A 26,297-nucleotide genomic window follows, 5' to 3' on the forward strand; every position below is an offset into this window, starting at 1 on the left:
ATCATTAGGACTGCCATTCCCTCTTCAGAATGGAGTACATTTTGAGGTCGATCAAGTTGCCTTTAACTAGCATCTGCTCTCTCAGGAGACCTTCGTATTGCAAGCCTACCTTTTGCATGACGCGTTCAGAAGCGGTATTTTCCGCAAAACATCTTGCTTCGATTCGATTCAAATTGAGATCTTGGAAACCAAACTGTAGAATCATTGTTACGGCTTCAGACATGTAGCCTAGATTCCAGTAGCTCCGTGACAGCACATACCCAATTTCCGCCCGACGATGGTTCTCATTAACGTATACCCATCCGCATGCTCCGATTAGCTTGTTCGTTACTTTATCAATGATGCCCCAATCGCTTGGCTGGTTATTGTCGTATTTCTGCCTAACAACATTCACGAAGGAATGTGAATGATCGATCGTTTGATGCTGTACCCAAGACGTGAACCTCGACACCTCATAATCACTCGCATACTCAAATATATCATCTACGTCGTCAGGCGTAATTCTACTCAGTTGCAGGCGATTGCTCTCTAATTGCTTATTGAAATCAGTCACTTCCATGGGATCATTCCTTTATCTTGTTATATTGAATGTTAGGCACTGGAACGGAGCAGTGGCAGCGGCTCAAATGTTCACTGAAACATGTAATTCGAACTTTATGCGTGATCTCCTTTACTTTGAATAAATATAATTGGCAACAAATAGATACCAAACAAGCTCTCGATCATGGTAAACTGATAACGGGTTAACCTATAGCTTCTACTCAAACTTTGCAGGAGGTTATTCGCGATGGATAATTGCACATTAGTTACGAAACCTGCCTTGAACGTGGTTGGAATTAGCTATTGCGGTCCTTACTCGTCTTTCCCTGATGAAGCTATTCTTCTGCAAAGCGCATTCCTTCAAAGGAAGCATGAGATTGAAGGAGAAGTAAAGACAACTGTGCTTTACAGCCCGTATTTCGGCAACGAAGTATTTGCTACATATTGGGCTTGCTTTGAGGTGCCCCATCTGGAGCAGGTGCCGCCAGGCATGGTGCAATTTACGGTTCCGCAGCGCACCTATGCAATGGCCGCTTGCACAAATAAACGAATCGGTGAAGGCTATGAGCAGCTCTCGGCATGGATCAACGAGCAGAAGCTGACGAGACGGGAAAATGCGGTTTCCCTTGAAATTTTTTATATTGACGAGCATTTGGAAGAGGAGCAGGTTGAACTGCTTATCCCCATTGAAGAGCAATAAAAGTTTCACATGAAGTGGCTGCCTGCACCGAAGAAGGAGAAACGAATAAAGCTATGAACGCAGCCAAATTTTTCACCAATCCATTAGGTATTATTGGAGCTTCTATCAGCGCGACTCTGCTCTGGGGGAGCTCTTATCCGTTTATTAAGCTTAGCTACGAGAGGCTTGGCATTGGCTCTGGAGATACGCTCCAGCAGCTGCTCTTCGCAGGCTACCGGTTCACGCTGGCCGGCGTGCTTATTCTGCTGTATATGCTTATTAGGCGTGAGCGACTCAGCTATCAGCGAGGCAGCGGAGGTATGGTAAGCACGATCGCGCTACTGCAAACGGTATTGCAATATACATTCTTCTACGCAGGCTTATCGATGAGCGCAGGCGTCGTAGGAGCAGTCATTGCGGGGACGATCTCATTCTTCCAGATCGTAATCGCGCATTTCCTGTACAAGAATGACCGGATTAACGGGGCAAAAGGACTTGGGCTCATTGTTGGCTTTGTCGGCTTGCTCGTGCTCGGATTATCCAAGCATGACGGCAATTCTGGCCTCCATTTCTCAGTGGGCGAGCTGCTGCTGATGGCGGCGACGCTCTTCAATGCATGCGGTAATTTGCTGTCTCGCAAGGCGTCGGCTTCGTACAGCATCTCGTATATTAACGGCTACCAAATGCTGCTCGGAGGCGTTATGTTGTGCGTCATCGCAGCTTGGAGTACGGGCCTTACGCCGTTTCATTTTGACGGGATTGCGCTGCTAATGCTTCTGCACCTTGCCCTTGTTTCGGCGCTGGCGTTTACGCTTTGGAACAATGTGATGAAGTACAACCAAGTCGGCAGCGTATCCATGTATTTGTTCCTCATTCCGGTATTCGGAGTGCTGCAGTCCGCTCTCTTCTTGAATGAGCCGCTTTCAGGCGCTGTTATTGGCGCGCTTGCGCTTGTCAGTAGCGGAATTATTATTGTTAACCGCAAGAAGAAACAGAAGTTGCTCACGCCGTCCGAGGCGTAATAACGACGAATGCCGAACCGGATAAGCTCCGGGATCGGCTTTTGTTACATAGAGGAGGAACATAATAGGATGAATCGTTCCATTTCAATTCCGATAGCGCTAATTGATGCTTTTACAAGCAAGCCGTTTAAAGGTAACCCGGCCGCAATCTGCCTGCTGCAAGAGGAGCGGGATGCAGAATGGATGCAAAGCGTTGCTTCTGAGATGAACCAGTCGGAGACGGCTTTCCTCGTTCGCCGCGAAGACGGCAGCTATTCACTTCGCTGGTTTACGCCAACGATTGAGGTCGACCTGTGCGGTCATGCGACTTTGGCGAGCGCGCATTACTTGTGGGAGAACGGGCATCTTCCAAGCAGCAGCCAGGCAAGATTCCATACGCTCAGCGGTCTGCTGACAGCAGATCTTTCGGTGGAAGGCATTATGCTTAACTTTCCGGCAGAGCCGGCAGCACCTGTGACAGCGCCGGAAGAGTTGATTCAGGGGCTTGGACTCATTCCGAGATATGTAGGTAAGAACCGCATCGACTATCTCGTTGAAGTCGACAGTGAAGAGACGGTGCGAACGCTGAAGCCAGACTTCGCTATGCTCGCGCGTGTTGAGGCACGAGGTGTTATCGTGACGAGCAAAGCTGGCAACGGCAGCGAATATGACTTCGTATCGCGAGCATTCTATCCGGCGACCGGATGCGATGAAGACCCGGTAACCGGCTCTGCACATTGCGCACTCGCGCCGTATTGGCAGCGTAGGCTGCGCAAGGATGATTTCCTTGCGTACCAGGCTTCTGCAAGAGGCGGGGAGCTGCAGCTTGCGATTGTTGGGAGCCGAATTCTAATTTCGGGAAAAGCGGTAACTGTTTTGAACGGACATCTTTCCGTATAATGCAAGTTGTGCTATAATACTATATTGCAATTGCATAAGAGGAGAAGGTGTAAAACGTGACTTACGAGATTCCGAAGCACATTGAGCAGTTCGGGACCGATATTGAGGAGCAACAGCTTCGTTATCATAATAGGCGCGTGCTCGTTTCGAAGGAATTTACTTTTGACAGTGCGCATCATTTGCATTTATACGAAGGCAAGTGTAAGAGCTTGCACGGCCATACTTATAAACTTCAAACGATTATGTCCGGGAAAACGGATAAACGCGGGTTGACGATTGATTTTGCCGATATGAAGCGGATTGCCAAAGAGCGTGTCATCGACAAGCTGGACCATCGTTACTTGAACGAGGTACTGCCGCCGATGAATACAACGGCTGAGAATATGGTCGTCTGGATTTATGAACAAATTCACGAAGCGCTTGTTGAGGAAGGTCACTACCCGGCTATCCGGATCGAAGAGATTCGCCTATGGGAAACGCCAACCAGCTTCGCCGCTGTCACTCGTGAATTGATGGAGGCGGATGAGCATGCAGAATAACACTGCAGAGCAAGAGAAGCGCTCCATTCGTCTGCCCATGGTTGAGATTTTTGAAACGGTCGAAGGCGAAGGCACACGTGCCGGGTTCCCGACCGTTTTTGTACGTCTGTTCGGCTGCAACCTCCGTTGTGTCTGGTGCGATACGAAATATAGCTATCCACCTGCCGAAGCGGAATTTACAATGACCATTGAGGATATTGTTGCCGAAGTTACGCAGAAGTATAAAGCGGAGCATATTTGCATGACAGGCGGCGAGCCGCTGCTGTATGGCAGCCGTTCAGGCGCACTGCTGCAGGCGCTATGCGATATTGATCGCATGAAGGACGTGCATGTGGAGACGAACGGGGCGATTGATCTGGCACCATTCCTTCGCGACATCGCATCGCCTAAAGCGAGGTACATTATGGATTACAAGCTGCCGGACTCCGGCGAGAATGAAACGATGATTCATGAGAACTTCGCCCTGTTGCGCGAGCAGGATGAAGTCAAGTTCGTAATCGCAAGTGACCGCGATTTCGATGCAGCGGTGGAGACACTTGCGAAATATCCGACGAAGGCACTCGCGATGTTCAGCCCGGTATGGGAGTCAATGCCGCCAGCGCGTCTTGTTGAGAAGATGCTCGCAAGCGGGCTTACTGGCGTTAAGCTGAATATGCAGCTACACAAAATTATTTGGGATCCAGCTAAGAGAGGTGTGTAAGTAAATGAAAAAAGCAGTCGTTATTCTAAGCGGCGGTTTGGATAGTACAACTTGCATGGGATATGCGAAGGAAGCGGGATATGAGCTGTACCCGATAACGTTCGACTATGGCCAGCGCCATAAAATCGAATTGAACAACGCGCGTGCAGTTGCGGAGCACTACGGCGTGAGCGACCGGTTCAGACTGGTCGAGCTCGGCTTTTTGCGTGATTTCGGCGGCAGCGCGCTGACTGATGACAGCATTGACGTGCCAAAGGTTGGCACAGATCCTGTGCCGGACGAAGTTGGCGAGATTCCAGTTACGTATGTGCCTGGACGGAACCTGTTGTTCCTGTCCATTGCAACATCGTTCGCGGAGACGGTAGGCGCTGAAGCCATTTATATCGGCGTGAATGCACTGGACTACAGCGGTTATCCGGACTGCCGTCCAGAGTTTATCGCGAAGGTGGAAGAAGTAATCGCCATCGCGACGAAGATCGGTGTAGAAGGCAGACCGATCTCGATCGAGACGCCGCTCATCCACTTGACTAAAGCTGATATTGTCAAAGAAGGTACGAGGATGGGCGTTCCATATCATCTGACAACATCGTGCTACAATGGCGAGCCAGATGCTTGCGGCGAATGCGACAGCTGCAGACTGCGATTGAAAGGCTTTGCTGAAGCGGGTATGAAAGATCCAATTCCGTATAAATAATAGGTTGGGAAGAACCAAACCGCCCTTTTCGAGGGCGGTTTGGTTTTTATTGCATAGGGTTACTTGCGCGTTGGCGAGTTAGTGAGTGGGCTCACGAGAGGTACGGAGAGTCGGCGGTTCGCGCAGCCGAGGACAGGCTTGAAAGGTCTTGGAAAAGAGGCTGAGAGAGTAAATAGGCACTCAGCACCATATTCGCTGGCTTACGCTAGGGAACTCTCTCAGCTCAACTTTTGCCAAATGGAGTTGCTGGGAAGTCTGAAAGTTGGAAAACACTACTCTCAGACCCAAAACAGCCACAGTTCTGCTCCGAGAGGCGGAGAATCCGGCTCTCAGCGCCAAAGTCCCTCCGAAAAAAAGTAAAGAGCAGATAAATCAGATGGTCACTATACGATGTCCGCTGAAGTAAAATAGCCGCCTCGTGAGCCACTACCTTTGGCTAACGAGGGCGGCGCTTGTTTTTACAAAATAACCGTTATGCTTGCTTGCTGCGCTTCGCTCCTTCACCTTCCGAACGGGATCGCTTCTGCACGGACGGGTGCAGCGAAACCTTGTTCTTGCCGGTCGTTTTGGACTGGTACATTGCTTCATCCGCTTGCTTGACGACTTCGGCAATTGTTGTACCTTCGCGGGAAACGCTGACACCAACGCTGATTGTTACCATCGTTTCTTTCTCGACGCGGCTCCGGATAGCTTCCGCCACATCCTCCGGCTTGACGCCAGGTGCTGCGACGAGCCCTAATAGTTCTTCGCCCCCGTAACGTCCTGCTGTGCCGATGCCTGCTGTCTCTTCTTTAATGATATCGGCGACGTGCTTCAGTACGCCGTCCGCTTTATGATGGCCTTGCGTATCGTTCAGCTTCTTGAAATTGTCGATATCGCAGAAGATGATGGCGATCCGATTCATCTCGCGCAGCAGCTGCTCCGCTTTCTTGTTGAAGTGCCGCCGGTTGTACAGGCTGGTCAGACCGTCGGTAATCGACGACTGGAACGTCATCATAAGCCGTTCAAGCACCCATTCGAACAAGAGCAGAAACAAGAGCGTATAATAGACGATAGGCAGCAAATGTATGAAGATGACCAGTATCGGTTTGTCTCCATGGAACACATAGCTGTCGGCCATAGCTGAGAGCTGATAAACGAAATAAACGATCAGGCTGGCGGAATAGTTGAATCGCTGGTCGATACCGCGCAGGTTGAGCAGAATAGCAAAGTTTAGAATGAGTCCATAGAAATCAAGCGCAAGTAGATCAACACTACCTGCGGCGATTGGATTGCTTAGCATCTCAGGTTTATATGCAATTTGAGCAGCGGTAACGAGTCCTAAGCCGATCATCATCAATAAGAAGGGCATGCCCTTCAATCTTGCGGCTGGGCCGGTATATAATTTCATGAAAACAAAGTTTATAATGATAAAAGAGAGTAAGCTGACAAACGAGTATCCAATATGTAAGTATGGCGAGGCTGACCAGTCGGGAACAGATAGGCTGATGAGTGCCCCGTTCTGGATAATGACGAGCGGAAGTACGATAATGAGCAGAAGATGCGTCTGGTTTCGTCTGTAGCTCTTGTACAGCTTTATCGCCATGAAGAGCATGAGTACGAGAATTGTCATCACGCAAGCGGATGTGAAGGTTTGTCCGGCTTGTCCGGCGAGCCAATTAACAAATGTCATGTTTGAACCACCTAATTATGAGAGTAGACGCACGGTGCAGAATAGAGTCGGTTAAGCCCGGCACATCAGCTTTACAGAAACGTATGTTCTAGTATATCATGTTTTTGGCAGGTCGAGAAGTAAAATGCAGGTTTGTTTGAGGAGGTTCGCGGGCACATGAATATTTTGCAGGCATTGTTTTTTCCACCGGAGCAACCGGGCGGCGTGTCCTCAATGGTTCCGTATATTCAAGAACGTTTCAATAAGCTCGGCTGGGATATGGAGCTGTTCTCGCTGCCGAAACGAGTACGTGGCAAAGGTCAGGAACGTGTCACATTCGATACTTTCGATATAAGCATTTATGAGGGAAACCCTATTATTGATAAATATTTGCAAACCTACCGTGATTACGTTTGGTGGACGAAGCTACGGCTGAACAAGACATACGATCTCATTCACGCGCATCATCCGATTCCGGCGCTTGTTATGAAGCAGCTGTTCCCGGATACGCCGCTTGTCATGACGATTCATTCCAGTTATGAGCGCGAGCTTATTCTGAATGGCAAAATCACCGAAGGCGGCATGGAGCATAAGTTCCTCACGTCGATCTACCGCGAAATTGAATCGAAGGCAGAGCGGATTTTGACGGCTTCGGATTCGTTCCGCAATTATATGCGTCCTTATGTCAATGATGCAGACCGGATCGTTGTCATCCCGAACGGTTTCGATGAGAAGCGATTTAAGCCGATTTCCCATGAAAATGCAGTCGTGCAGCTCATTACCGTCTGCCGACTCGTTCCGGCGAAAGGGCTTGATATACTGCTTCATGCGTGTGCGCAGCTGAAAGAGCGCGGCCAGCCGTTTGTCCTTCATATTATCGGTGATGGGCCAATAAGGCCGGAGCTGGAGCTGCTGGCGCAGCAGCTGAATTTATATGACGACATTATTTTTTACGGCTACATGCTGCATCCGGAAGAGTTCATGCCGTTCTTCGACGTCTTCGTGCTCCCTTCGCGGGCAGAGGCGTTCGGATCGGTTTTCGCGGAGGCAGCGCTCTGCTGGCTGGCGCTTATCGGCACGAATGTAGGCGGTATTGCCGAGCAGATCGATGACGGCATTAACGGCTTGCTAGTCGAACCGGAGAATCCGACCGCGCTAGCGAAAGCGCTGGAGAAAGTGGTATCGGATCCGGATTTCCGCTATAACATGGCAAGAGCGGCATGGAACAAAGCCAAAAAGGCTTATTCGCTGCAGCGCGTAATCGCACAGTTGAAGCAAGTGTACACCGAGATCAATCCAGCTACGGAAGAGTTGGAATAGAGAGGAACAGGTGACATGGGAGTCACATTTCGATTCATGCACGCAGCTGATTTGCATGTCGACAGTCCGTTTCGCGGGTTGACGGATGCTCCGGCTCATGTGCGAGAAGCGCTCCAAATGTCCACCTTTCAGGCCGTTCGAAATTTAGTGGATACGGCGCTGTCAGAAGCGGTAGATTTCGTCGTCATTGCGGGCGATCTCTACGATTCGGCGGACCGCTCGCTGCGTGCGCAATTGTATTTGCAGCGGGAATGGCAGAGGCTGCACGCCAACGGTGTGCAGCTTTTTGTCATTCATGGCAACCATGATCCGCTGTCCGGACAAAGAGCGAAGTTAGAATGGCCGGAGTCCGTTTATTTCTTCGGCACTGAGAAGGTGGAGAAAGCAGCCGCTTACACGAAGTCAGGGGAGCTTGCCGCGTATGTACACGGCATCTCATATGGCACAAGATCGGTCACGGATAATTTGGCTGCAAAATATTACGCAGATAATGGGAGCGGCGTCTATCAGATTGCTATGCTGCATGGCAATGTAGACGGGCAGCAGGGACATGATCCTTATGCGCCGTGCAGCTTGTCAGAGCTGGCAGGTTCAGCGTTTCATTATTGGGCGCTCGGACATATTCATCAGCGAGAGGTGCTGCATACTTTTCCTCATGTCGTCTATTCGGGGAACACACAAGGCAGACACTCGAAGGAAACCGGTGCAAAAGGGGCGTACATCGTCGATGTGTCAGCCTCATTTGATACGGAGCTTAAGTTCGTGCCCCTCGATACGGTAAGGTGGGAAAATGCTGTCATTGAAATTGATGGCATTGAATCAGAGCAAGCATTGTTAGGCGTGTTGGAACAGGCTATTGCATCTGTTGCAGCTGGTTGTGAGAGACGAAGCTGTATGCTGAGATTGAGTCTGCAAGGCAGAGGGCCGCTGCATCATCAACTGTCAGAGGCTAGCTTCATGCAAGAGCTGCTTCATGGCATTCGAGTGCGGATCTCTGATTTGCATGAATCACTTGACGATGCTGCCGAGCCCTGGTGTTGGGTTTATCAGATCGATGCGTTGTCCGGCGCTGAGATTGATTATGTGATGCTTGCTAGAGAGGATAGCTTCACTGGCGAGCTAATCCGAAGCAGCTTGATTATAGAGGCAGATGAAGCTGCGCTCGGAGAATTGGCGAATGAAGCGCTTCAGTCTCTGTATGCAAATACAAGGCTGCGAAAGCTCGCTTTGCAGATGCAGGGAGAGCGGTCGCGTCAATGGCTCGTTGGTGCGAGAGAGCTGGCTGCGGGACTGTTAATCGAGGATTCACCATTAAGAATGACTGATAAACAAGCAGAATCGGGGTTAGAGGGAGGCGACAAGGCATGAAGCTGCGGGGCTTGCATATTGATGGCTTCGGCAAGCTAAGCGACCGAGCGTATCGCTTCGATGCGCCTGTTACGATCGTCTATGGCCCGAATGAAGCGGGTAAGAGCACGATGATGAGCTTTATTCGCTCGATGCTGTTCGGCTTTGCGAGCAAAGGCAACCCAGCAGAACGGCTGGCACCAGTGAACGGTGGTCGCCATGGCGGGAGATTGTTTTTTGAAAATGCCGATGGGGTCGGTTATGTGCTCGAGCGCTTTGGAGAAGTGTCCAGCAGAATCAGTGTCCGAATCGAGCAAAATGAAGATGTACATAGCGCTTCCAGTGGAGCAACGCTTGCAGCAGAAGTGCTTACACAGCAGCAGTGGGAGCGAATGTTTCTTGGCGGTGTCAATGAGCGGTTGTTCCGCGAGCTGTACGCCATTACGCTAACAGAGCTGCAGGCAATCGGGATGCTCGAAGGGGACGAGCTTGGCAAGCAGTTATATCACACCGGATGGAATGGCGGTGGCGCCATTGCGAAGACGGAGAAGCTGCTAACCGCGCAGCAAGACAGTCTGTATCGGCCTCGAGGCAGCACGCAACAGATGAATAAGCTCGTGAAATCACTGGAAGAGACGGAAGCGCAGCTGAGACAGCTGGAGGACGGAATTGCTGCGTACAATGCGTTATCCGAGGAACTGGCTGGCGCGGAAGCGGAGCTCGATCAGATCGATCATCAGCTGCCTATGCTGCGCGAACGCGAGCAACTGCTTGCGAGAGCGTGTGAGCTATGGGAGATTTGGGTGGAGCGGCTGGCGCTGCTTCATGAGCAGGCGGCAATGGGGACTTCGATGCCTAGGCTCGCCGCGGATGCGCGTTCTCGCTGGGAAGTTATTGCGGCAGATCTCTATCGCTTGAAGCAGGAGCTGGAGCAATCGAGTGCGCTTGTAGAGCGGCAACAACGAGAATATAACGCTCTGACTGTCGATGAAGAACTGTTAATAAGAAAGATTGAGATTGAGTCGCTTATGCTGTCAGTGGAATCCATGAACGCAGCTCGTCAGTCGCTCGTTGAGCTGATCGCAGAAGCGAGGGAAGATATTGAAGCTGTGCACCGGTTAATCGCTCAGATCTCGCCGGAATGGAATGAAGGCTCGGTGCGCTCCTTTCAATCTGGTGTAGCGGAGCGGGAAGCGATTCGGGTATTCCGAGCTGCGCTTCAGGAGCGAGAGAAAGCACTCAGTCAAGCTGAAGCGGAGCTTCGTGCTGCTACTGTGCAGCTTAAGGAAGCGGATGTGCAGATTGTGGGGCTGGATACGGAACGGGAGCAAGCTCCGGGGCAAGGGATCGAGCTGCTTCCTCAAACATTGGAGGCGCTGCGAAGCGTATCCAGACAATTCGAGGAAGCATGGCATGAGCTTGAGCTTGCGCAGGTTCGCGCGCAAGCGGGTTCTGTTGTGGTGGGGCGGCGGCGCGTACCTGACGCTGCATATTGGACTGCCAGCGGGGTGATGGCCGCTGGTGCTGTTTTGTTAGCCGCGGCAGGCCGGCCTGCCGCGGCAGCGGCCGCCGGGGCTCTGGCGGCTGCGCTGGCGGCACCGCCGCTGCTGCGTCTTGCGCAGCGGCAGCCGCAAGCCGCGGCCGCAGGCGCGCGCGCCATGGCTGCGCCGCTGGGCCGTGGCGGCCGCGCGCGGCGCGGGCGTGCGCCAGCGCTAGCGGCGGCAGCGCCAACAGCGGCTGCGGTGCATGCGCAGCCGCTTGCAGCCGCGCAGCGGCGCGTCGCGGCCGCGCTGCAGCAGCTCGCGCGCGAAGCCGAGCCGCTGCTGCACGGCCTGCTCGCGGCGAGCGCAGCGCCGCCGCAGGCGCTTGCTGCGGCGCACAGCGAAGCTGCCGCAGCGGCGCAAGAGTCGCCGCTTCGCGGCTATTCCGGCGCAGCCGAGGGCGCTGCGCCGCTGCTCTCGCGCCTACGCGCTGCGATCGACGCGCGGCAGGATGAGCTCCGCGCGAGCGCTAGCACCGCGGAGCGCGTTCGCGAGCTCTCGCGCCGGCAAGCCCGGCTGCGCGCGCAGCATGAAGCCGCAACAGCCGCGGCCGAGCACGCGGCCGATGCGGCGGAAGCAATCGCGGTCAAGTGGCGCGATTGGCTAACGGCAAGGGCGCTTCAGGCGGAGTTATCGCCTGAAGCAGCCCTTGAAACATACGATCTCGCTGAGCAGGCGCAGCTTCGATTACAAGCCTATGACCGCGCCGCAAGCAAGGCGGCGCGAATTGAACAGCAGCTTGCTGATTTCGAGCAAGCCGCCTTCGGACTGTCCGAAGCGTTCCCGTCGGTCTGTTACAGGGCGCACGGCGATGCTGCAGCGGCACTTCGACTGCTTCAGGCAGAGCTGGACAAGCAAAACTTGCTTGAGAGGCAGAAGAGCGAGCTTAAGCGTCAGCTAGCTGACCAAGAGCTGTTGCTCGCACAGCAGAGCAAGCATGCCCAGGATCTCGACAATAAACAGCAGCAGTGGTTCCAAGCTGCACATGCTGCTGATGAGCTGGAATGGCTCGATGCGCTTGAGCGCTCTGAGCGGCTTGCGGCGATTGAGAATGCACGATTTAAGCTAGATGCCCAATTGACTGCCGGCTTATCAAATGTACAGCGCGAGCAGCTTGAGAGCTGGTATACGAACGATGGCACTCAGCTTGAACGCATGAAGACTGAGGCTGGAGTGGAGTTGTCGCAACAGGAAGCGCGGAATGTTGAGCTGCTAGAGCATATTGGACGAAAGCGTCAGCGCATGGAGCAGCTTCTACAAAACAGCGACAGGCAGCGATTGATGATGGAGCGCGAGCAGGCCACTGCTTCATTAGAGCAGCTTATTGACCGCTACGCGGTCTTGTCCTTCAGCATGTCGATGATACGCCGTACGAAGCGAATGATGGAGGAGCAGCGTCAACCGGCGGTTCTACGCGAAGCGTCGAGACTGATGAGCATCATGTCTGGCGGCAAATACAAGCGGATTTGGATGCATGAAGAGAAACAGGCTATCTCCCTGGAAACGGAAGATAGCCGGATTATTGAAAGTATGTATTTGAGCAGAGGGACCGCTGAACAGCTGTACCTCGCAATGCGGCTCGCTCTTGCCGAAGAGGCCTCTTCATCCTCCAACGCATTGCCGCTGATTCTTGATGATCCGCTTGTCAATTTCGATTACGGTCGGCTGATCGGATCGGCAGCTGTTTTGAGGGAGCTAGCCGAGCGAAGACAGATCATCCTTTTCACCTGCCATGATCATATGAGGGACGCATTGCTAAGCGCTATCCCAGATGCAGCTATCATCGAACTTATAACATAGCCGCTGAGGCTTCTCTTTCACTTTCATGAGCTCTCACGCCGCCTAGGCTTTCTTACCAATCACTTCTATAGCTTTCTCATACTCCCAATTCACCCTAATCCCTAGCCGGAGGTCGCTGCCGAATGAGCAGCACCAGCCACCCGAGGCTGATCAGTCCGAATAGTGGGTAGAGCGTTGAGAGAAGCGGCCCGAAGCCGATCTGGCTGGCGACGTAGCAGCAGGCGAGGGTGATGATCGTGAGCAGCGTCCGAGAGATTTTTAGCCGCTCCTGAAGCTGTAACGTCAGACCATAGATGTCAGCGATGAGCGTCGTGAAGATCTCTGCGAAGATCAGGAAGATATAGATCAGCTGGATGCCATGCCCGAGCTCGCGAGCGATGCCGCCCATCGGTATGGCGAATTGACGGATGCCCGGCATATAGACGGATAAGGCTATGTGACCTGCGAGCAGCATGAAGCCGATGCCAATGCCGCCGACCCAGGAGCCGTATACAATCGTTTTACGGTCATGCATTTCCGCCCCGAGCGGAACGAGTACGGCTTGCGCCATAGAGAGATTGAACGCAGCATACAAGAACGGTGAAGCCCAGATCGAGAGCAGCGAATGATCACTGCTTAGAAGCAGCCATCTGTTCGCACCTGGCGTCTGCACCGTATCAATAATAATAAGCACCGTGAACAACAGCATAATGGGTACAACGATGGCATTGACAGCCAGAATGGCGTTCATTCCTTTGCGAAGCAGCAAGAAGCAGCCGAAGATTGTAATTAACAGGCCTGACTGATAGGAGATATTCCAGTTCTCCGAGAATATCGAGCCTGCACCTGCGAGCATGACTGCGCACACGCCGAACAGCATAAGCAGCATGAAATGGCTGACCCATCGCCCGTACCGCTCGCCGAACAGCACTTTATTGACATCTTCATACGATTTGGCGCGGATATCGGCGGCGATAAGCATCATTTTGGCGCCAAGCCATATAAACATAAGTGTCGCCATAATAATGGTAATCGCGCCAGGTAATCCGAACCGCGTAAAAAACTGCAATATTTCTTGGCCAGTTGCAAACCCTGCACCAACAATTGTACCCATATACGTAAAAGCAATTTGTAGTACCTTGCTCGTCCGTTTCATCATCTAAGCCACGACCTCCTATTTCCCAAACGATACCTAATAACAAGGTATGTCCAAAGAGGGACGGGCATGACTATTATGACAGGTTAGTGAGTTGATCCTACTTCATGAATATCGCAATTGCAGTTAGTGTCTTCTCTGCCTCACTTGCACTTATTGTTTGGCGACCTCGAGGCATTCATGAAGCTATTATTGCGCTTATCGGCGCACTTCTATTATTCGCAGCAAGGCTGCTTGCCCCTTCGGACGCCGCATATATATGGAGCTTCGTCTGGGACGCGACATTCTCGCTTATCGGTATTATGCTATTCACTTCACTGCTGGATGCGAACGGCTTCTTCCGGTGGGCGGCGCTTCATATCGTACGAAGGTTTCACCATCATCAGTTAACACTGCTTGTGTTGCTGTGCTTGCTCGCAGCTGGCATTACGATCTTCTTCAACAATGATGGCACGATTCTCATCATGATCCCGATTGTGCTTGAAGTCACTTCTCTGCTCGCTTTATCGCGCAAGTCGAGGATCGCTTTTTTGTTAGGCGTTGGGCTTATGGCGGATACAGCAAGCGCTCCGCTTATGATGAGCAATTTGACGAACATTTTAACAGCCGATTTCTTCGGAATATCGTTTGGGGAGTATGCGAGAACAATGCTGCTGCCTGGCTTAAGCGCCATTGTCGGAACTGTTGTTGTAACGGCAGCATATTTTGGTCGGAGCATTCGGAGAGAAGAACATAGGTCGGATGCGCCTCAATCGTTTCCTGAACCGGCTTCAGTTATTGGAAGTAGACCGCTGTTCATTTTATCGTGGGTGATAATGGGTGCAATGCTGGTAGGGTACTTTCTAGCAGAGCGGATACACTTGCCGGTGGCAGCAATCGCACTTGGTGGAGCGGCGGTTCAATGGGCGGCTAGCTTGTTCGCACGGCAAGGGGATTTCGGGCGTACGGTAAGACAAACGCCGTGGCTCATTATCGTCTTCGCGCTGTCGATGAATCTAATTGTTTACAGTTTATATTTGCACGGCGCAATCTCATGGTTCCCTGAGCTGCTTGAGCCTTTGGTGAAGCATGGTGAGTTTGTCGGAATCGTCAGTTCGGGGATTGTCTTCTCGTTGCTCAGCGCGGCGGTTAACAATTTACCGGCTGTTCTCGTGTCCTCGCTTTCGATTGAACATATGGCAGGACCGCATTACTTGCCGTTTGCAAGTCTTCTTGGAACATCGGTAGGCGCGAAGCTGACCCCGATTGGGTCGCTCGCTACACTGCTGTGGATGCAACTGCTCCGTAGAGGCGGCATCGAGATCTCCTGGCGGGAGTACGGCAAGTTAGGCTTGCTGCTGACGATGCCAATCCTGTTCGTTGCGCTTGTCACGCTCTGGCTAGTTTGGATTTGAGAACAGCTTAATGGAGAGAACCTGATTGTTAGCGGGGTCAAGATCGAGCTTCAGTAAAGCACCGGTTCCTTTGTAAGCAAGAACGCTTGCGGTTTGTATGTCGGGTTTTCCGAGCGATTTAACGACAGCATTCTGGCTGTCGCCAACGTTCAGCCCATTTAAACCTGTACCCGCACTCTTGTCAAATACATCAACGAATTTGACCTTCTTATCGGCACCGTAGCCGACGGAGAAAGCTGCATATTCGGACACCGTGACGGACTCTTTATCATCATCTATCTTGTAGATGTCCGCTGGCTTGCCGAGCTTGCTGTCCCAATTCGCTTTGGAGTCGCCGATGGCAATGCCGAGGAGCTTAGGGGCGTTGGAGTCCCACTTCTTCTCGTTCTTCGCTGCAGGCGACTTAGCAGACGGCTTCATAGTGGTGGAGGTGGATTCTGTTGTTGCATCGGCAATCGTTGTCGCATCGTTATTTGCAGGAGTCTCGCCAGAATTGACTTCAGCTGCAGATAGGTTTGTATCCAGTGCTTTCTGCGGACTGTCTGATTGCTCATTCGTTGAAGCGGAATTGATGTGGCTCACCACAGCATTATCGTTGTTTTCCAACGAGTATTCGCCAGTGCTGAGCTGACAACCCGCCATGAGAAGAATCATGAGGCATGCAGCCCCGGTTAAAGCAGGTTTTTTTAATCCATGTATCGAAGTCATATTCATGTGCATTAGCACCACCTGTATGTTCTGCAGAACACGCCATTTAAGCTAGCGTTTCTGGTAACCAATTAGACGCTCATTTTGGAAGAAAGTTGCAGTGAATTTGCTTTGCATTGCTATTTTTGTACCTGTAAGTTGCACACCTCAGGGTACATATGGTAACTTTAACGGAAAAGATTTTTACGGTGGAGGTTTAGCGAATGGAACTGTTAAAAGAACGCATACTGCGCGAGGCTTCTATTCTGAATCAGGACGTCCTGAAGCTGGATGCATTGCTTAATCATCAGGTCGATCCGCTGTTAACACAAGAGATGGGCAAGGAGTTCGCACGCCTCTATGCCGAGACTCCGATTACAAAGGTTATTACGGTGGAATCCTCTGGTATTCCTGTTGCTTACGCGACAGCGCTTGCCCTTGGAGTACCGCTCGTGTTCGCTAGAAGGAAGAAGACGCTAATCGCTGACCCGGATGCCTACTGCGAGCGCGTGCCTTCTTTCACGAAAGGAATTGTAACGGATATTATGGTTTCCCGTCAATTCTTACATGCGGATGATACGGTCCTCTTTATTGATGATATTATTGCCAACGGCGATGCAGCGCGCGGGCTGATCAAGATTATAGAGCGCTCCGGCGCGAAGCTTGCAGGACTTGGTATCGTTGTGGAGAAATCATTCCAGTCAGGAGCACGTACGATCCGCGAGCAAGGTATTCGCGTAGAGTCGCTTGCGAAGATTGCTTCCCTGGATGGCGGTCAAATCCGCTTCGAATAATACCAAGATTCAGTATCTTTCCACACGCTCTAATTTGACTTATAATGTTCATAAGCAATGGAGGGAGGCGTCAATATATGGGTAAACTTACAGCAGATTACTTAATTAGCAAATTGTCGGACGCGAAAATTCATTTCGAACGTGCACTCGACTGCAAGCATACTGAATTTGATGACTTGTACCCTTATATGATTGAGCACCCGCAGTTCTTCTGGTACAAACGTTATGTCGCATGGTCAGAGCTACTGACAATTGTGAAGCTTGCCGAAGAGCTTGAGATTGACTGGAAAGAACAGTTTTCCGAGAAGCAGTCGGAGTATATTGCGAGCCGTGTCATGTCGTCCCGTGTGTTGGATGAATGGTATGAGACGAATGACTCCAAGGAGCATGTCGGTTAGCGAGAACGAGAACTGGAAGGCCTCAGGGCAAGGAGCAATCCTCCACGCCCCTGAGGTTTTTTTATAACGATGAAGCGTAAAGGAGTGGAATACAATCGTGATTTCCGAAGAGCAGCTGGATCAATACCGGATAGAAGGGATCTCACTCCGTGTCGTTCGTGACGGCATGGAGGCCAATGATGTGATGGGCATCGTCGTTGCCTGGGACGCAGATAGCGTCGTCATCCGCAAGCGCAATCGTAAAGTGGTGAAGCTTAGCCGTGGCTATACTTATGAGCCGGTTACCGCACCAAGAACGCAGCTGTAAACATAGCACAAACCGTACATAGCTTTCTTATTGCAGAAGCCCCTTGATGATAATCAGGGGGCTTTTTTTTCACAGGCTAGTTTTTATAAATTGTATTGGATTCGCAGCCTAAATACCGATATACTGACAATTGAGAAAAGGTTTTGTAAATCAAACTAACATTTGAACCTATAGGCTGAGGTGTAACTATTTTGCTGAGCGATAATAAACCGTTATATAGTCAAATACTCGGGATATTGCGCGAGCGCATTTCCCAAGGAGAATATGTTACCGGTCAGCAGCTTCCGACGGAGCTTGAGCTCGCGGATAAGTTCGGCGTCAGCCGCATCACGTCCAAACGTGCATTAATCGAGCTAGAAAGAGAAGGTCTAATCTACCGGAGACGAGGGAGCGGCAGCTTCGTGAAGAAGCGGGATGAGGCTAAGAAGCCTGCAGAAGTGCCGATTAAGCCATCATCCAGCATGATTATCTCGATGGTGCTTCCTTTCGTATCTCCGAACAATTCATTGGAGCATATGCAATCCGTTGCCAAATATTTGGAGTCCAAAGGCTACTACTTGAGCATTCATAATAGTAATTGGAACATAGAACGGGAGCGAGAGCTGCTTATTTCATTGCCAAAGCGGGGGACGGCAGGCATTATTCTCTATCCGGTGAGCACGCAGCATAACCTCGATGTCGTCCATGCACTTCATATGAATGATTATCCGATCGTGACGCTCGATCAATATTATAATTTGTTAACGATGGGGAGCGCCGTGTCTGATAATGCGGACGGCGGGTATATCGCTGCATCCAAGCTAATTGAGCTAGGCCATACGCGAATCGCGTTTATATCGACGGTCGGCATTCAATACCGAAGTACCGTTCGAGACCGATTCTTCGGTTATAGCAAAGCATTGAATGATAACGGGATTCCTCTTGATATCGAGCTATGCTTCAGTAATTTGCCGAGTGATGCCGAAGGTGCTGGGCCTGCCCGCCGAGAGTTTTATAAGAAGCTCGTCGGGCAGCTTCAGGAGCTGAACGTAACTGCCATTCAGGCCGAGCATGATATGGTCGCGCTCGATTGCTTAAAGGCAGCGCTCGATCTCGGGATCAAGGTTCCGGAGGAGCTATCGATCATCGGTTTCGATAATAATGAGCTCTGTGAACAGGCTGAAGTTCCGATCTCGACGCTCGAGCAGAATTATGAAGAGATCGGCCGGCGCTCAGCGATGATGATCGTCGATCAATTGGAGAATGGAGCAATCCAACAGGAGCGCGCTGTTATCCCTGTGAAATGGGTTTCAAGGCAGTCGGTCGGCCCTGGTCCTGAGCTGCATGAACGAAATGAATAATTAGCTGCTTAGCAAGCCTTCTTGGGAGGATCTCTATATGAGCCTCGTGGGGAGGTTCTTTTTTTTGATATATAAATATTACGATTTTGAAGATAAAGATATATCTTATGCTTACATTTTCCGATAAAAACGGTATAATTAAGGCAGTTAACTACGAAAATATGATTAAAAGATATATCTAATAAGGAGAGAGACGAACATGAACGTTAGTAGAGTTGAGGAGCCAGCTATCTTGGACTATGCTCCAAAGCATTATGTTTGCCGTCGTGCTGCAGGGCCGCTTGAGCTGGATGGCAGGCTGGATAAGCCGTTCTGGGAGCACGCACAATGGACGGACGAGTTCGTAGACATTGAAGGCGATGCCAAGCCGCTGCCAGCAAAGCGCACACGTGTGAAAATGCTATGGGATGATGAGTATTTCTATTTCGGCGCGGAGCTAATGGAAGACGAGATATGGGCGACGCTTACCGAGCGTGACTCCGTCATTTTCTACGATAATGACTTTGAAATCTTCATTGATCCTGACGGCGATTCGCATCAATATTATGAGTTTGAGATTAACGCTCTGAATACGGTGTGGGATTTGCTGCTTGTTAAGCCTTACCGTGACGGCGGGCCGCCTGTCGATGCTTGGGATATTGCCGGATTGAAAACTGCCGTGCATATCGTTGGAGAACTGAATAATCCGCTTGCGGCTAACCGCAGCTGGAGCGTTGAGGTGGCCATGCCTTGGAAGAGCTTGCTGGAATGCTCGAACGACCGCAAGCGTCCATCAGTCGGACAGTTTTGGCGTGTCAACTTCTCCCGGGTTGAATGGCAGGTAGAAGTGAAGGATGGCCGTTATGAGAAGGTCATTAACCTGGCAACAGGTAAGTCTTATCCGGAAGATAATTGGGTATGGTCGCCAATGGGCATTATTAACATGCATTACCCCGAGCTATGGGGCTATGTTGTTTTTGGCGATGACGCTACACCTTCTGCATTCACGCTGCCGGCTGATGAGCTTGTGAAATGGGAATTACGTCGCTTGTACTACCGTCAGCGCAATTATTTCGCGGAGCATGGTCAATATACGGCAGATCCATCGGTCCTAATGGGGAATGAATCTTGGACCATTCAGCCGCAGATCGGCATGACAAGCCGTCTTTTCCAAATTTCGGCTGCCTCGGCAGATGGCCAAGGCACTTATTATATCGGGCAAGATGGCAAGTTGTGGAGCGAGTAACAGCACATTCATTTATACATAGATGGAGGAGAACGAGTTGAATTCGAACTATATTAAAGCAGGCTATGTAGGGGATGCATGGCTGTCTAGAGTAAGTGAAGAAGATGCGCGTAAGCTTACGCATATGAACATTGCATTCGGTCATGTCGTGAATGACGGAATCAGTATCAGTCATTTGAAGCAATTGGGCAGTCTGAATACGCTGAAACAATACAATCCAGACTTGGTCATTCTACTTTCTGTAGGCGGTTGGAGTGCTGGTGGATTCTCTGAAGCCGCATCAACCGCGAATGGCCGCAAGCGGATGGCGGATACAGCTGTCGAGATTTTGCTCCAATATCCGATTGATGGAATAGATCTGGACTGGGAATACCCTTGTTATGGTGTTGCAGGCATCGGATCGAGTCCTGATGACCGTGTCAATTTTACACTGCTGCTCAAAGAAATAAGGGAAGCGATTGACCTCCTGGGGGCAGAGACTGGCCGTCATTACTTATTGACGATTGCAGCAGGGGCGGACCAATATTATATCGACGGGACGGAAATGGATCAGGTGCATCGATATCTGGACTTCATTCAATTGATGACGTACGATATGCGCGGTGGATTCCAAACTTTGACCGGACATCATACAAATCTGTATGCCGCAACTGGCGATCTGTTCCGTATCAGTGTCGAAGCGTCGGTTCGTTTGTTTAGAAATGCTGGAGTGCCGAAGGAAAAGCTCGTCATCGGTGCAGCGTTCTACTCACGCTTATGGATGCATGTGCCTAATGTGAATCATGGCCTGCACCAGATGGCAGGAACAGCTGGCGGCTACGGCCCGGATTTCGCGAAGCTTGCGAATGAGTACATCAACAAAAACGGATACATCAGGTATTGGGATGACGAAGCGAAAGCGCCGTACTTGTTCAATGGACAGAGCTTCATTACTTATGAAGACGAGGAGTCTCTGAAGAATAAGGCTGATTTTGTCATCCAAGAGGGGCTTGCAGGCATTATGTTCTGGGAGTATTACTGTGATACAACGTACCGGCTGTTTGATGCGATTCATCATGGTTTTGAATCCGATATGAAGAAATAAAAAAATATGAGTTGTTTGTTGACTTGTCATATAGCATTATGGTATATTAATTTCCGTTGCTTCACTTGGAAGCAATAACTGCAAGATGCGGTCGTGGCGGAATTGGCAGACGCGCTAGATTCAGGTTCTAGTGTCAGCAATGACGTGGAGGTTCGAGTCCTCTCGACCGCACCATCTATCAAACACAACTCTTCGAATTATTCGAGGAGTTTTTTTGTGTCTAGTGACACAACAGTGGGCAAATGCGGCATCCGAGAGGGTGTCGCTTTTTTGCGTGCTCTTTCCACAGGTTTCAGTAAAGAAGAATTGACAACAGCAATAAGAAATTATAACATCATAGTGCACTAGTTAAATAGTGCACTGGTACGCGGTCAGAAGGAGGGTCGGACGTGCAACTGAATTTTAACAGTCCTAAACCGATTTATTTGCAAATGGTGGATGAAGTTAAGAAAGCGTTGGCCCGAGGAGAGCTTTCGCCGGGAGATAAAATCCCTTCACTTAAGGAAAGAGCGCAAATGTCGCAAGTGAATCCCAATACAGTGCAACGGGCATATCAAGAAATGGAGAGGGAAGGCTTGACGGAAACGCTTCGGGGCCAGGGTACGTTCATTAAGAACGACCTCGCATTGCTGCAAACGATCAGATCAGAAATGGCGCAAGCGGCGGTACGGCATTTTATCGTGGAGATGCAAGAGCTTGGCATCGAGCCAGTAGAGATGGAACGTATACTGAACATGGAATTACATAAGGGGAGCAAGGAGGGATAGCTAATGGCGGAGACAGAACTGCATTCGAACATCATCGAGCTCAAGGATGTTCATAAGAGATATCTATTAAAGCAGGCTTTGAGCGGGATCGACCTGCAGATTAACACAGGTAGCATCGTCGGTTTGCTAGGCCCTAACGGAAGCGGCAAATCAACATTGCTCAAAATGATAGCAGGGCTGATCTATCCGACTTCAGGCAGTATCCTCGTTAACGGGAGGAAGCCGGATGTGCGCAACAAGCAGCACGTCGCCTATTTGCCCGAGATTGATTACTTATATGGCTGGATGACGGTTAAGGAAACGCTCCATTTTATTTCCGGATTCTATGCCGATTGGCAGGCGGATAAAGCGGCTGATATGGTGCTGGCGATGGAGCTAGACGAGAAGCAGAAGGTTCGGTATCTCTCGAAGGGGATGCGGGCTCGGCTGAAGCTGGTTGCGGCGTTATGCCGAAAGGTGCCGCTGGTGCTGTTGGATGAGCCGTTCTCGGGCATTGATCCGCCTTCGCGGGCCAAAATCATTCAGTCCATCATTAGCGAGTTTCAGGCTGGCGAGCAGACGATTCTGTTATCCACCCATTCTGTGAAAGAATCCGAGCCGATGTTCGATGATGTCATCTTCCTTCAGAATGGTCGAGTTACAATTCATGACTCTGCGGAAAATTTGCGCTCCACGTATGGATGCTCGCTTGAGAATTTATGGGAGAAGGTGTACGTGTAGATGGCATTTCGTAAATTGTTCGTTAAGGAATGGAGAAGTGCGCTACCTCTGTACGGCGTGTTCTCCGCACTTGTTCTCGCGTTGCAACTTCTCGTTTTGTACAAAAGCAGTGGGTGGGATGATGCGGACATTTGGCTGTTATCCTTCTTCCTTCCTATTATTGGAGCAGGTCTAATAACGATTGGCACAAGCTACTATCAGCTTCATATGGAGTGGAGAACGAATTCCGTCTACCTACTCTTATCATTGCCTGTTCGCGGGTGGAAGGTATTGACGGCGAAGGCAGCTGCGGTTATATCTCTGCAGCTTCTGTCCTGCCTATGGATTGCAGTCAGCTTTACCCTTGTAATTGGATTGGCCAATTGGAATGACTGGGTGCTTGGCTCAGATCTTGAAGCGCATTACCCTTGGATGATCAATCTTGTTGCGAATAGCTGCTGGCTCTATTTTCTTATTACCGCTTTACTGCTGGTAGTTGTTCAGTTTGCATATTTGAGCGGTCAATTGGTATTCAAGTTCAAATGGCTTGTTGTGGGCAGCGCTTGTCTAGCGGCAATATGGTTGCTGCTTCGGATCAGCCCGTTGATATCGGATCTGCTGAACTGGCTGCCTGAGATTGTCGTTAGAGGCGGAGAGAAAGATATTGTGTATTTGCATTCAGGTCCTTTCATCGGCTTGCTGTTTCTGTGCGCCGGTCTGATGTGGCTGAACGGTTATATTTTCGAGAAGGAAGTGGAGGTGTGAAGGGGATGTTTCGTAAGAAAAAAAAGCTTCTTCTCGCCTCGATTGCGGTTCTTATCGTGCTCATGATTGCTGATATTTGGACCAAACAGTTTTATCAGATCTTCGAACAGTTCGGGGAACAATTCGTCAATGAACAGAAGACCTATAATTATTCGAAGGCGCATCCGGATGCTACAGCAGACTCCAAGCATGAGCTTACGGTTGACAGGAAGTCGATAGAGCACGTGCTGCTCACCGGGGTAGAGGGGGATATCTCCGTAAAACGAACACCGGAATCGGTCATACGGTTGCAGTATACGGTTACCGCTAAAGCCAACGATCAGAATGAAGCGAACCGGAAACGAGACGCCGTTCAAGTCGAGAAAAAGGTCGAGAACGGACAATTAACATTCGTAACTTTGGTGGATGGGAAACCGATCGGCAGCGATTCAATCACGACAGATTATGTGCTTCTTATTCCGGATCAGCTCAAGCTCTCCGTGGAGAGCGAAGAAGGGTCGATACTAATTGACGGGATACATGGGGATGTAAATGTGAAGTCAACTCACGGACTAATGGATGTGTCTAACACGGTTGGAACGGTCTCTGTGGACACCGCATCCGAGAATGTTTATATCGATGGCATTACAGGGGATGTTCACCTTGTCAGTCATTCAAGTGAAGTAAATCTGAATCGCGTTGCAGGCAACGTTACAACAGATGTTCACCAGGGCAGCATCTTTCTAACTCAAATTAAGGGCGACGTAACAGGAGTATTCGAGAGCAGTCCATCGTACATGCGGGAAATTGCAGGCTCTGTTAAGGTTGAAGGTCAGTATTCCGATATTCAGATGGATCAAATTCGCGGCGCCGCCCAAATTGTGTCTCATGGAGGAACCACCCGGTTGGTGCTGTCCAAAGACGTTGGCTACACGTTGCGCGCATCGGTTGATGGAGGAGCCATTCAATCGAACCTTCCAGCAAAGCAAGAAGCTAGCGATGACAATAAGGTCCAGCTAAACCGTACAATTGGTAACGGTACTTGGCCAGTTGATGTGGATGCGGAATCGTGCACCATTATTATTCATTCCAATTGATTTGGATTTTGATTGAACGACTAAAGAGGAGGCGTAGAACATGAGCAATGAAGCAGTCGTAAGCTTGCGAAATGTGACCAAACGCGTCGGGCGAAAGACACTTATCAACAATCTTACATTTGATGTTCCGCAAGGGGAAATTTTCGGATTTTTAGGGCCCAATGGAGCCGGGAAGACGACAACGATTCGGATGATGGTCGGCCTGATGTCGATTACAAGCGGTGAAATCATCATTAAAGGGAAAAATATAAAAAGCGAGTTTGAGCAGGCCATTCGCCATGTTGGAGCTATTGTAGAAAACCCGGAGATGTACAAATTTCTTAGCGGCTACCGCAATTTGATTCACTACGCGCGCATGGTTCCGGGAGTGACCAAGGAACGGATTGACGAAATCGTGAAGTTAGTCAAACTGGAGGATCGAATTCACGATAAAGTGAAGAGATATTCGCTTGGCATGCGCCAGCGGCTAGGCGTCGCGCAAGCGCTGCTGCACAGGCCATCGCTACTGATTCTCGATGAGCCAACCAATGGACTTGATCCGGCAGGTATTCGCGAGCTGCGCGATTACTTGCGCTATTTGACCCGCACAGAGGGGATAACGGTCATCGTCTCCAGCCACTTGCTAACCGAAATGGAGCTGATGTGCGATCGGGTAGCGATTCTGAACCAGGGAAAGCTGGTGGACGTCAAGCCAATTGAAGATTTCATTGGTTCGAATGATCAGGCGCAGACTTACCTCATTGAGGCATCGGTAGATGAGGTTATGATAGCGAGCATACGGGAAATGGCTGGTATTCAGGAGGTGCAAGCTGTTCCGGAAGGGCTTGAGATCGTTACCGAACGCAACCAGATACCAGACATTTTGTTCTATTTGACGGAGAAGGGCATTCGCATTTATGGCGTTCGTGCCGTTCGCCAATCGCTGGAAGATCGATTCCTGGAAATAACCGGAGGTGGGCAAGTTGGTTAATTTGATTTTGAATGAAAATATGAAGATCTATCGTCGTACGCGAACATGGGTCATGATCGCTGTTATGATTGTTATTGTTCTTTTCGGTAGTTTCATAGATTGGCACTATGACGACAAGGAAACTGGCCAGGCTACCTGGCAGCAGCAATTGACGGAGCGAAATCAGCAAAATGCCAAGTTGCTGACCGACGAGAAGCTGGATCAGGATGATAAGGAACGGATTCAAGAAAATATCGATATGAATCAGTACCAGCTTGATCATAACATCCATCCTGAAGGTTCGACCATGTGGAGCGGGATTAACGGTTCTGCGCAGCTTGTATTACTCATTACCTTGTTTACCGTTATTATTGCAGGGGATAGCCTTGCCGGAGAATTTTCAAGCGGAACAATCAAGCTGCTGCTCATTCGGCCAGCGAGCAGGCTCAAAATTTTGATATCCAAATACGTGTCCATGATTATGTTCGGATTATTGCTGCTTGTCATTTTGTTCATCGTATCTGTGCTGTTTAACGGGTTGTTATATCGGTTTGAGAATATGAATTTGCCTCTTCTGCACCTTGATACTGCAGGCCATATTGTCGAGAAGAACATGTTCGCTAATCTATGGCAATCCTACTTGCTAAATGGAGTATCGACGATCATATTCGTAACGATGGCCTTCATGATTTCCTCTGCGTTCCGCAGCAGCACCATGGCAATTGGCTTCTCGCTCTTTGCTCTATTCGCGGGTGCAATCTTGATGGAGCTGTTGCATGATTACGATTGGAGCAGATATATCCTGTTTGCTAATATCAATTTATCGGGATATCTCACCGGCCATCCGTATCAGAAAGGCATGACCCTCGCGTTTTCCATTAAAATGCTGGCTGCTTACTATCTTGTATTTAGTCTGGTGGCATGGCTGGTATTCACCAAAAGAGACGTTGCTGCGTAGGTATTAA

Annotated in this window: 26 protein-coding genes and 1 tRNA gene; 23 read left to right on the plus strand and 4 right to left on the minus strand. The window is 50.2% G+C overall.

Annotated features, from left to right (window positions below; genetic code table 11):
- Positions 1-4: 4 nt before the first annotated feature.
- Positions 5-559 (minus strand): GNAT family N-acetyltransferase, encoded by a 555-nt coding sequence (locus BMY11_RS02900; RefSeq protein ID WP_090572955.1) that lies wholly within the window; start codon positions 557-559, stop codon positions 5-7.
- 228 nt (positions 560-787) lie between these two features.
- Between BMY11_RS02900 and BMY11_RS02905 the strand changes: the two genes are divergently transcribed.
- The 6 genes from BMY11_RS02905 to queC all read left to right on the plus strand — a co-directional run bounded on the left by BMY11_RS02905 (position 788) and on the right by queC (position 5,053).
- Positions 788-1,240, plus strand: coding sequence for a GyrI-like domain-containing protein (locus BMY11_RS02905; protein ID WP_090572956.1), 453 nt, complete (start codon positions 788-790; stop codon positions 1,238-1,240).
- Between the two features lie 53 nt (positions 1,241-1,293).
- Positions 1,294-2,241 carry a DMT family transporter gene (locus tag BMY11_RS02910; RefSeq protein WP_090572957.1) on the plus strand — a complete coding sequence of 316 codons (948 nt, stop codon included), beginning with the start codon at positions 1,294-1,296 and terminating at the stop codon, positions 2,239-2,241.
- 69 nt (positions 2,242-2,310) lie between these two features.
- Entirely contained in the window at positions 2,311-3,120 is an 810-nt protein-coding gene (locus BMY11_RS02915) for a PhzF family phenazine biosynthesis protein (protein ID WP_090572958.1), read from the plus strand.
- Positions 3,121-3,176: 56 nt separating this feature from the next.
- Positions 3,177-3,659: a 6-carboxytetrahydropterin synthase QueD gene (gene queD, locus BMY11_RS02920; protein WP_090572959.1), complete on the plus strand. Its 483-nt coding sequence runs from the start codon at positions 3,177-3,179 to the stop codon at positions 3,657-3,659.
- Entirely contained in the window at positions 3,643-4,359 is a 717-nt protein-coding gene (locus BMY11_RS02925; protein ID WP_090572960.1) for a 7-carboxy-7-deazaguanine synthase QueE, read from the plus strand. The genes queD and BMY11_RS02925 overlap by 17 nt, the downstream gene beginning before the upstream one ends.
- A gap of 4 nt (positions 4,360-4,363) precedes the next feature.
- A complete protein-coding gene (queC, locus tag BMY11_RS02930) occupies positions 4,364-5,053 on the plus strand; it encodes a 7-cyano-7-deazaguanine synthase QueC (RefSeq protein ID WP_090572961.1) in 690 nt (229 codons plus the stop codon).
- 472 nt (positions 5,054-5,525) lie between these two features.
- Here the strand turns inward: queC and BMY11_RS02935 are convergent, their stop codons facing one another.
- Complete coding sequence (locus tag BMY11_RS02935; RefSeq protein ID WP_090572962.1) at positions 5,526-6,725, minus strand: GGDEF domain-containing protein; 1,200 nt, start codon at positions 6,723-6,725, stop codon at positions 5,526-5,528.
- A gap of 156 nt (positions 6,726-6,881) precedes the next feature.
- Here BMY11_RS02935 and BMY11_RS02940 point away from each other — a divergent pair, with 156 nt between their 5' ends.
- Genes BMY11_RS02940 through BMY11_RS02950 form a run of 3 tightly spaced genes read left to right on the plus strand, consistent with a single transcriptional unit; the run spans position 6,882 to position 12,712 of the window.
- On the plus strand, positions 6,882-8,024 hold the full coding sequence (locus tag BMY11_RS02940) for a glycosyltransferase family 4 protein (protein WP_090572963.1): 1,143 nt from the start codon (positions 6,882-6,884) through the stop codon (positions 8,022-8,024).
- A gap of 15 nt (positions 8,025-8,039) precedes the next feature.
- Positions 8,040-9,392 (plus strand): metallophosphoesterase family protein, encoded by a 1,353-nt coding sequence (locus BMY11_RS02945; RefSeq protein ID WP_090572964.1) that lies wholly within the window; start codon positions 8,040-8,042, stop codon positions 9,390-9,392.
- Positions 9,389-12,712 carry an AAA family ATPase gene (locus tag BMY11_RS02950; protein WP_090572965.1) on the plus strand — a complete coding sequence of 1,108 codons (3,324 nt, stop codon included), beginning with the start codon at positions 9,389-9,391 and terminating at the stop codon, positions 12,710-12,712. The genes BMY11_RS02945 and BMY11_RS02950 overlap by 4 nt, the downstream gene beginning before the upstream one ends.
- Positions 12,713-12,806: 94 nt before the next feature.
- Here the strand turns inward: BMY11_RS02950 and BMY11_RS02955 are convergent, their stop codons facing one another.
- Complete coding sequence (locus BMY11_RS02955; RefSeq protein ID WP_090572966.1) at positions 12,807-13,850, minus strand: YkvI family membrane protein; 1,044 nt, start codon at positions 13,848-13,850, stop codon at positions 12,807-12,809.
- A gap of 104 nt (positions 13,851-13,954) precedes the next feature.
- On the opposite strand from BMY11_RS02955, the gene BMY11_RS02960 reads away from it, so the two are divergent.
- The gene (locus BMY11_RS02960; protein ID WP_090572967.1) at positions 13,955-15,241 is read left to right on the plus strand and encodes an ArsB/NhaD family transporter; all 1,287 of its coding nucleotides are present in this window, start codon (positions 13,955-13,957) and stop codon (positions 15,239-15,241) included.
- On the opposite strand, the gene BMY11_RS02965 is transcribed toward BMY11_RS02960, so the two are convergent.
- The gene (locus BMY11_RS02965; RefSeq protein WP_143069200.1) at positions 15,227-15,955 is read right to left on the minus strand and encodes a hypothetical protein; all 729 of its coding nucleotides are present in this window, start codon (positions 15,953-15,955) and stop codon (positions 15,227-15,229) included. The two genes, BMY11_RS02960 and BMY11_RS02965, sit on opposite strands and share 15 nt — an antisense overlap.
- Positions 15,956-16,152: 197 nt before the next feature.
- On the opposite strand from BMY11_RS02965, the gene BMY11_RS02970 reads away from it, so the two are divergent.
- The 13 genes from BMY11_RS02970 (at position 16,153) to BMY11_RS03030 (ending at position 26,290) form a co-directional block, all read left to right on the plus strand.
- Positions 16,153-16,722 (plus strand): xanthine phosphoribosyltransferase, encoded by a 570-nt coding sequence (locus BMY11_RS02970; protein ID WP_090572969.1) that lies wholly within the window; start codon positions 16,153-16,155, stop codon positions 16,720-16,722.
- Between the two features lie 77 nt (positions 16,723-16,799).
- A complete protein-coding gene (locus tag BMY11_RS02975; protein WP_090572970.1) occupies positions 16,800-17,120 on the plus strand; it encodes a hypothetical protein in 321 nt (106 codons plus the stop codon).
- Positions 17,121-17,217: 97 nt separating this feature from the next.
- Positions 17,218-17,427 (plus strand): hypothetical protein, encoded by a 210-nt coding sequence (locus BMY11_RS02980; protein ID WP_177182472.1) that lies wholly within the window; start codon positions 17,218-17,220, stop codon positions 17,425-17,427.
- A gap of 191 nt (positions 17,428-17,618) precedes the next feature.
- Positions 17,619-18,767 (plus strand): GntR family transcriptional regulator, encoded by a 1,149-nt coding sequence (locus BMY11_RS02985; RefSeq protein WP_090572972.1) that lies wholly within the window; start codon positions 17,619-17,621, stop codon positions 18,765-18,767.
- A 199-nt stretch (positions 18,768-18,966) separates the two neighbouring features.
- Complete coding sequence (locus BMY11_RS02990; RefSeq protein ID WP_090572973.1) at positions 18,967-19,992, plus strand: carbohydrate-binding family 9-like protein; 1,026 nt, start codon at positions 18,967-18,969, stop codon at positions 19,990-19,992.
- Positions 19,993-20,029: 37 nt separating this feature from the next.
- Positions 20,030-21,076, plus strand: a complete 1,047-nt coding sequence (locus tag BMY11_RS02995) for a glycoside hydrolase family 18 protein (protein WP_090572974.1) — start codon at positions 20,030-20,032, stop codon at positions 21,074-21,076.
- Between the two features lie 87 nt (positions 21,077-21,163).
- Positions 21,164-21,250 (plus strand) — tRNA-Leu (locus BMY11_RS03000).
- 215 nt (positions 21,251-21,465) lie between these two features.
- A complete protein-coding gene (locus BMY11_RS03005) occupies positions 21,466-21,843 on the plus strand; it encodes a GntR family transcriptional regulator (RefSeq protein WP_256217277.1) in 378 nt (125 codons plus the stop codon).
- A 3-nt stretch (positions 21,844-21,846) separates the two neighbouring features.
- Complete coding sequence (locus BMY11_RS03010; protein ID WP_090572975.1) at positions 21,847-22,563, plus strand: ABC transporter ATP-binding protein; 717 nt, start codon at positions 21,847-21,849, stop codon at positions 22,561-22,563.
- The gene (locus tag BMY11_RS03015; RefSeq protein ID WP_090572976.1) at positions 22,564-23,307 is read left to right on the plus strand and encodes a hypothetical protein; all 744 of its coding nucleotides are present in this window, start codon (positions 22,564-22,566) and stop codon (positions 23,305-23,307) included.
- A 5-nt stretch (positions 23,308-23,312) separates the two neighbouring features.
- Entirely contained in the window at positions 23,313-24,383 is a 1,071-nt protein-coding gene (locus tag BMY11_RS03020) for a DUF4097 family beta strand repeat-containing protein (protein WP_090572977.1), read from the plus strand.
- A 40-nt stretch (positions 24,384-24,423) separates the two neighbouring features.
- A complete protein-coding gene (locus tag BMY11_RS03025; RefSeq protein ID WP_090572978.1) occupies positions 24,424-25,353 on the plus strand; it encodes an ABC transporter ATP-binding protein in 930 nt (309 codons plus the stop codon).
- Complete coding sequence (locus BMY11_RS03030; RefSeq protein WP_090572979.1) at positions 25,346-26,290, plus strand: ABC transporter permease; 945 nt, start codon at positions 25,346-25,348, stop codon at positions 26,288-26,290. Before BMY11_RS03025 ends, BMY11_RS03030 begins: the two co-directional genes overlap by 8 nt.
- Positions 26,291-26,297 lie beyond the last annotated feature (7 nt).

This window comes from Paenibacillus sp. OV219 (genome assembly GCF_900110075.1).
Lineage (GTDB): Bacteria > Bacillota > Bacilli > Paenibacillales > Paenibacillaceae > Paenibacillus_Z.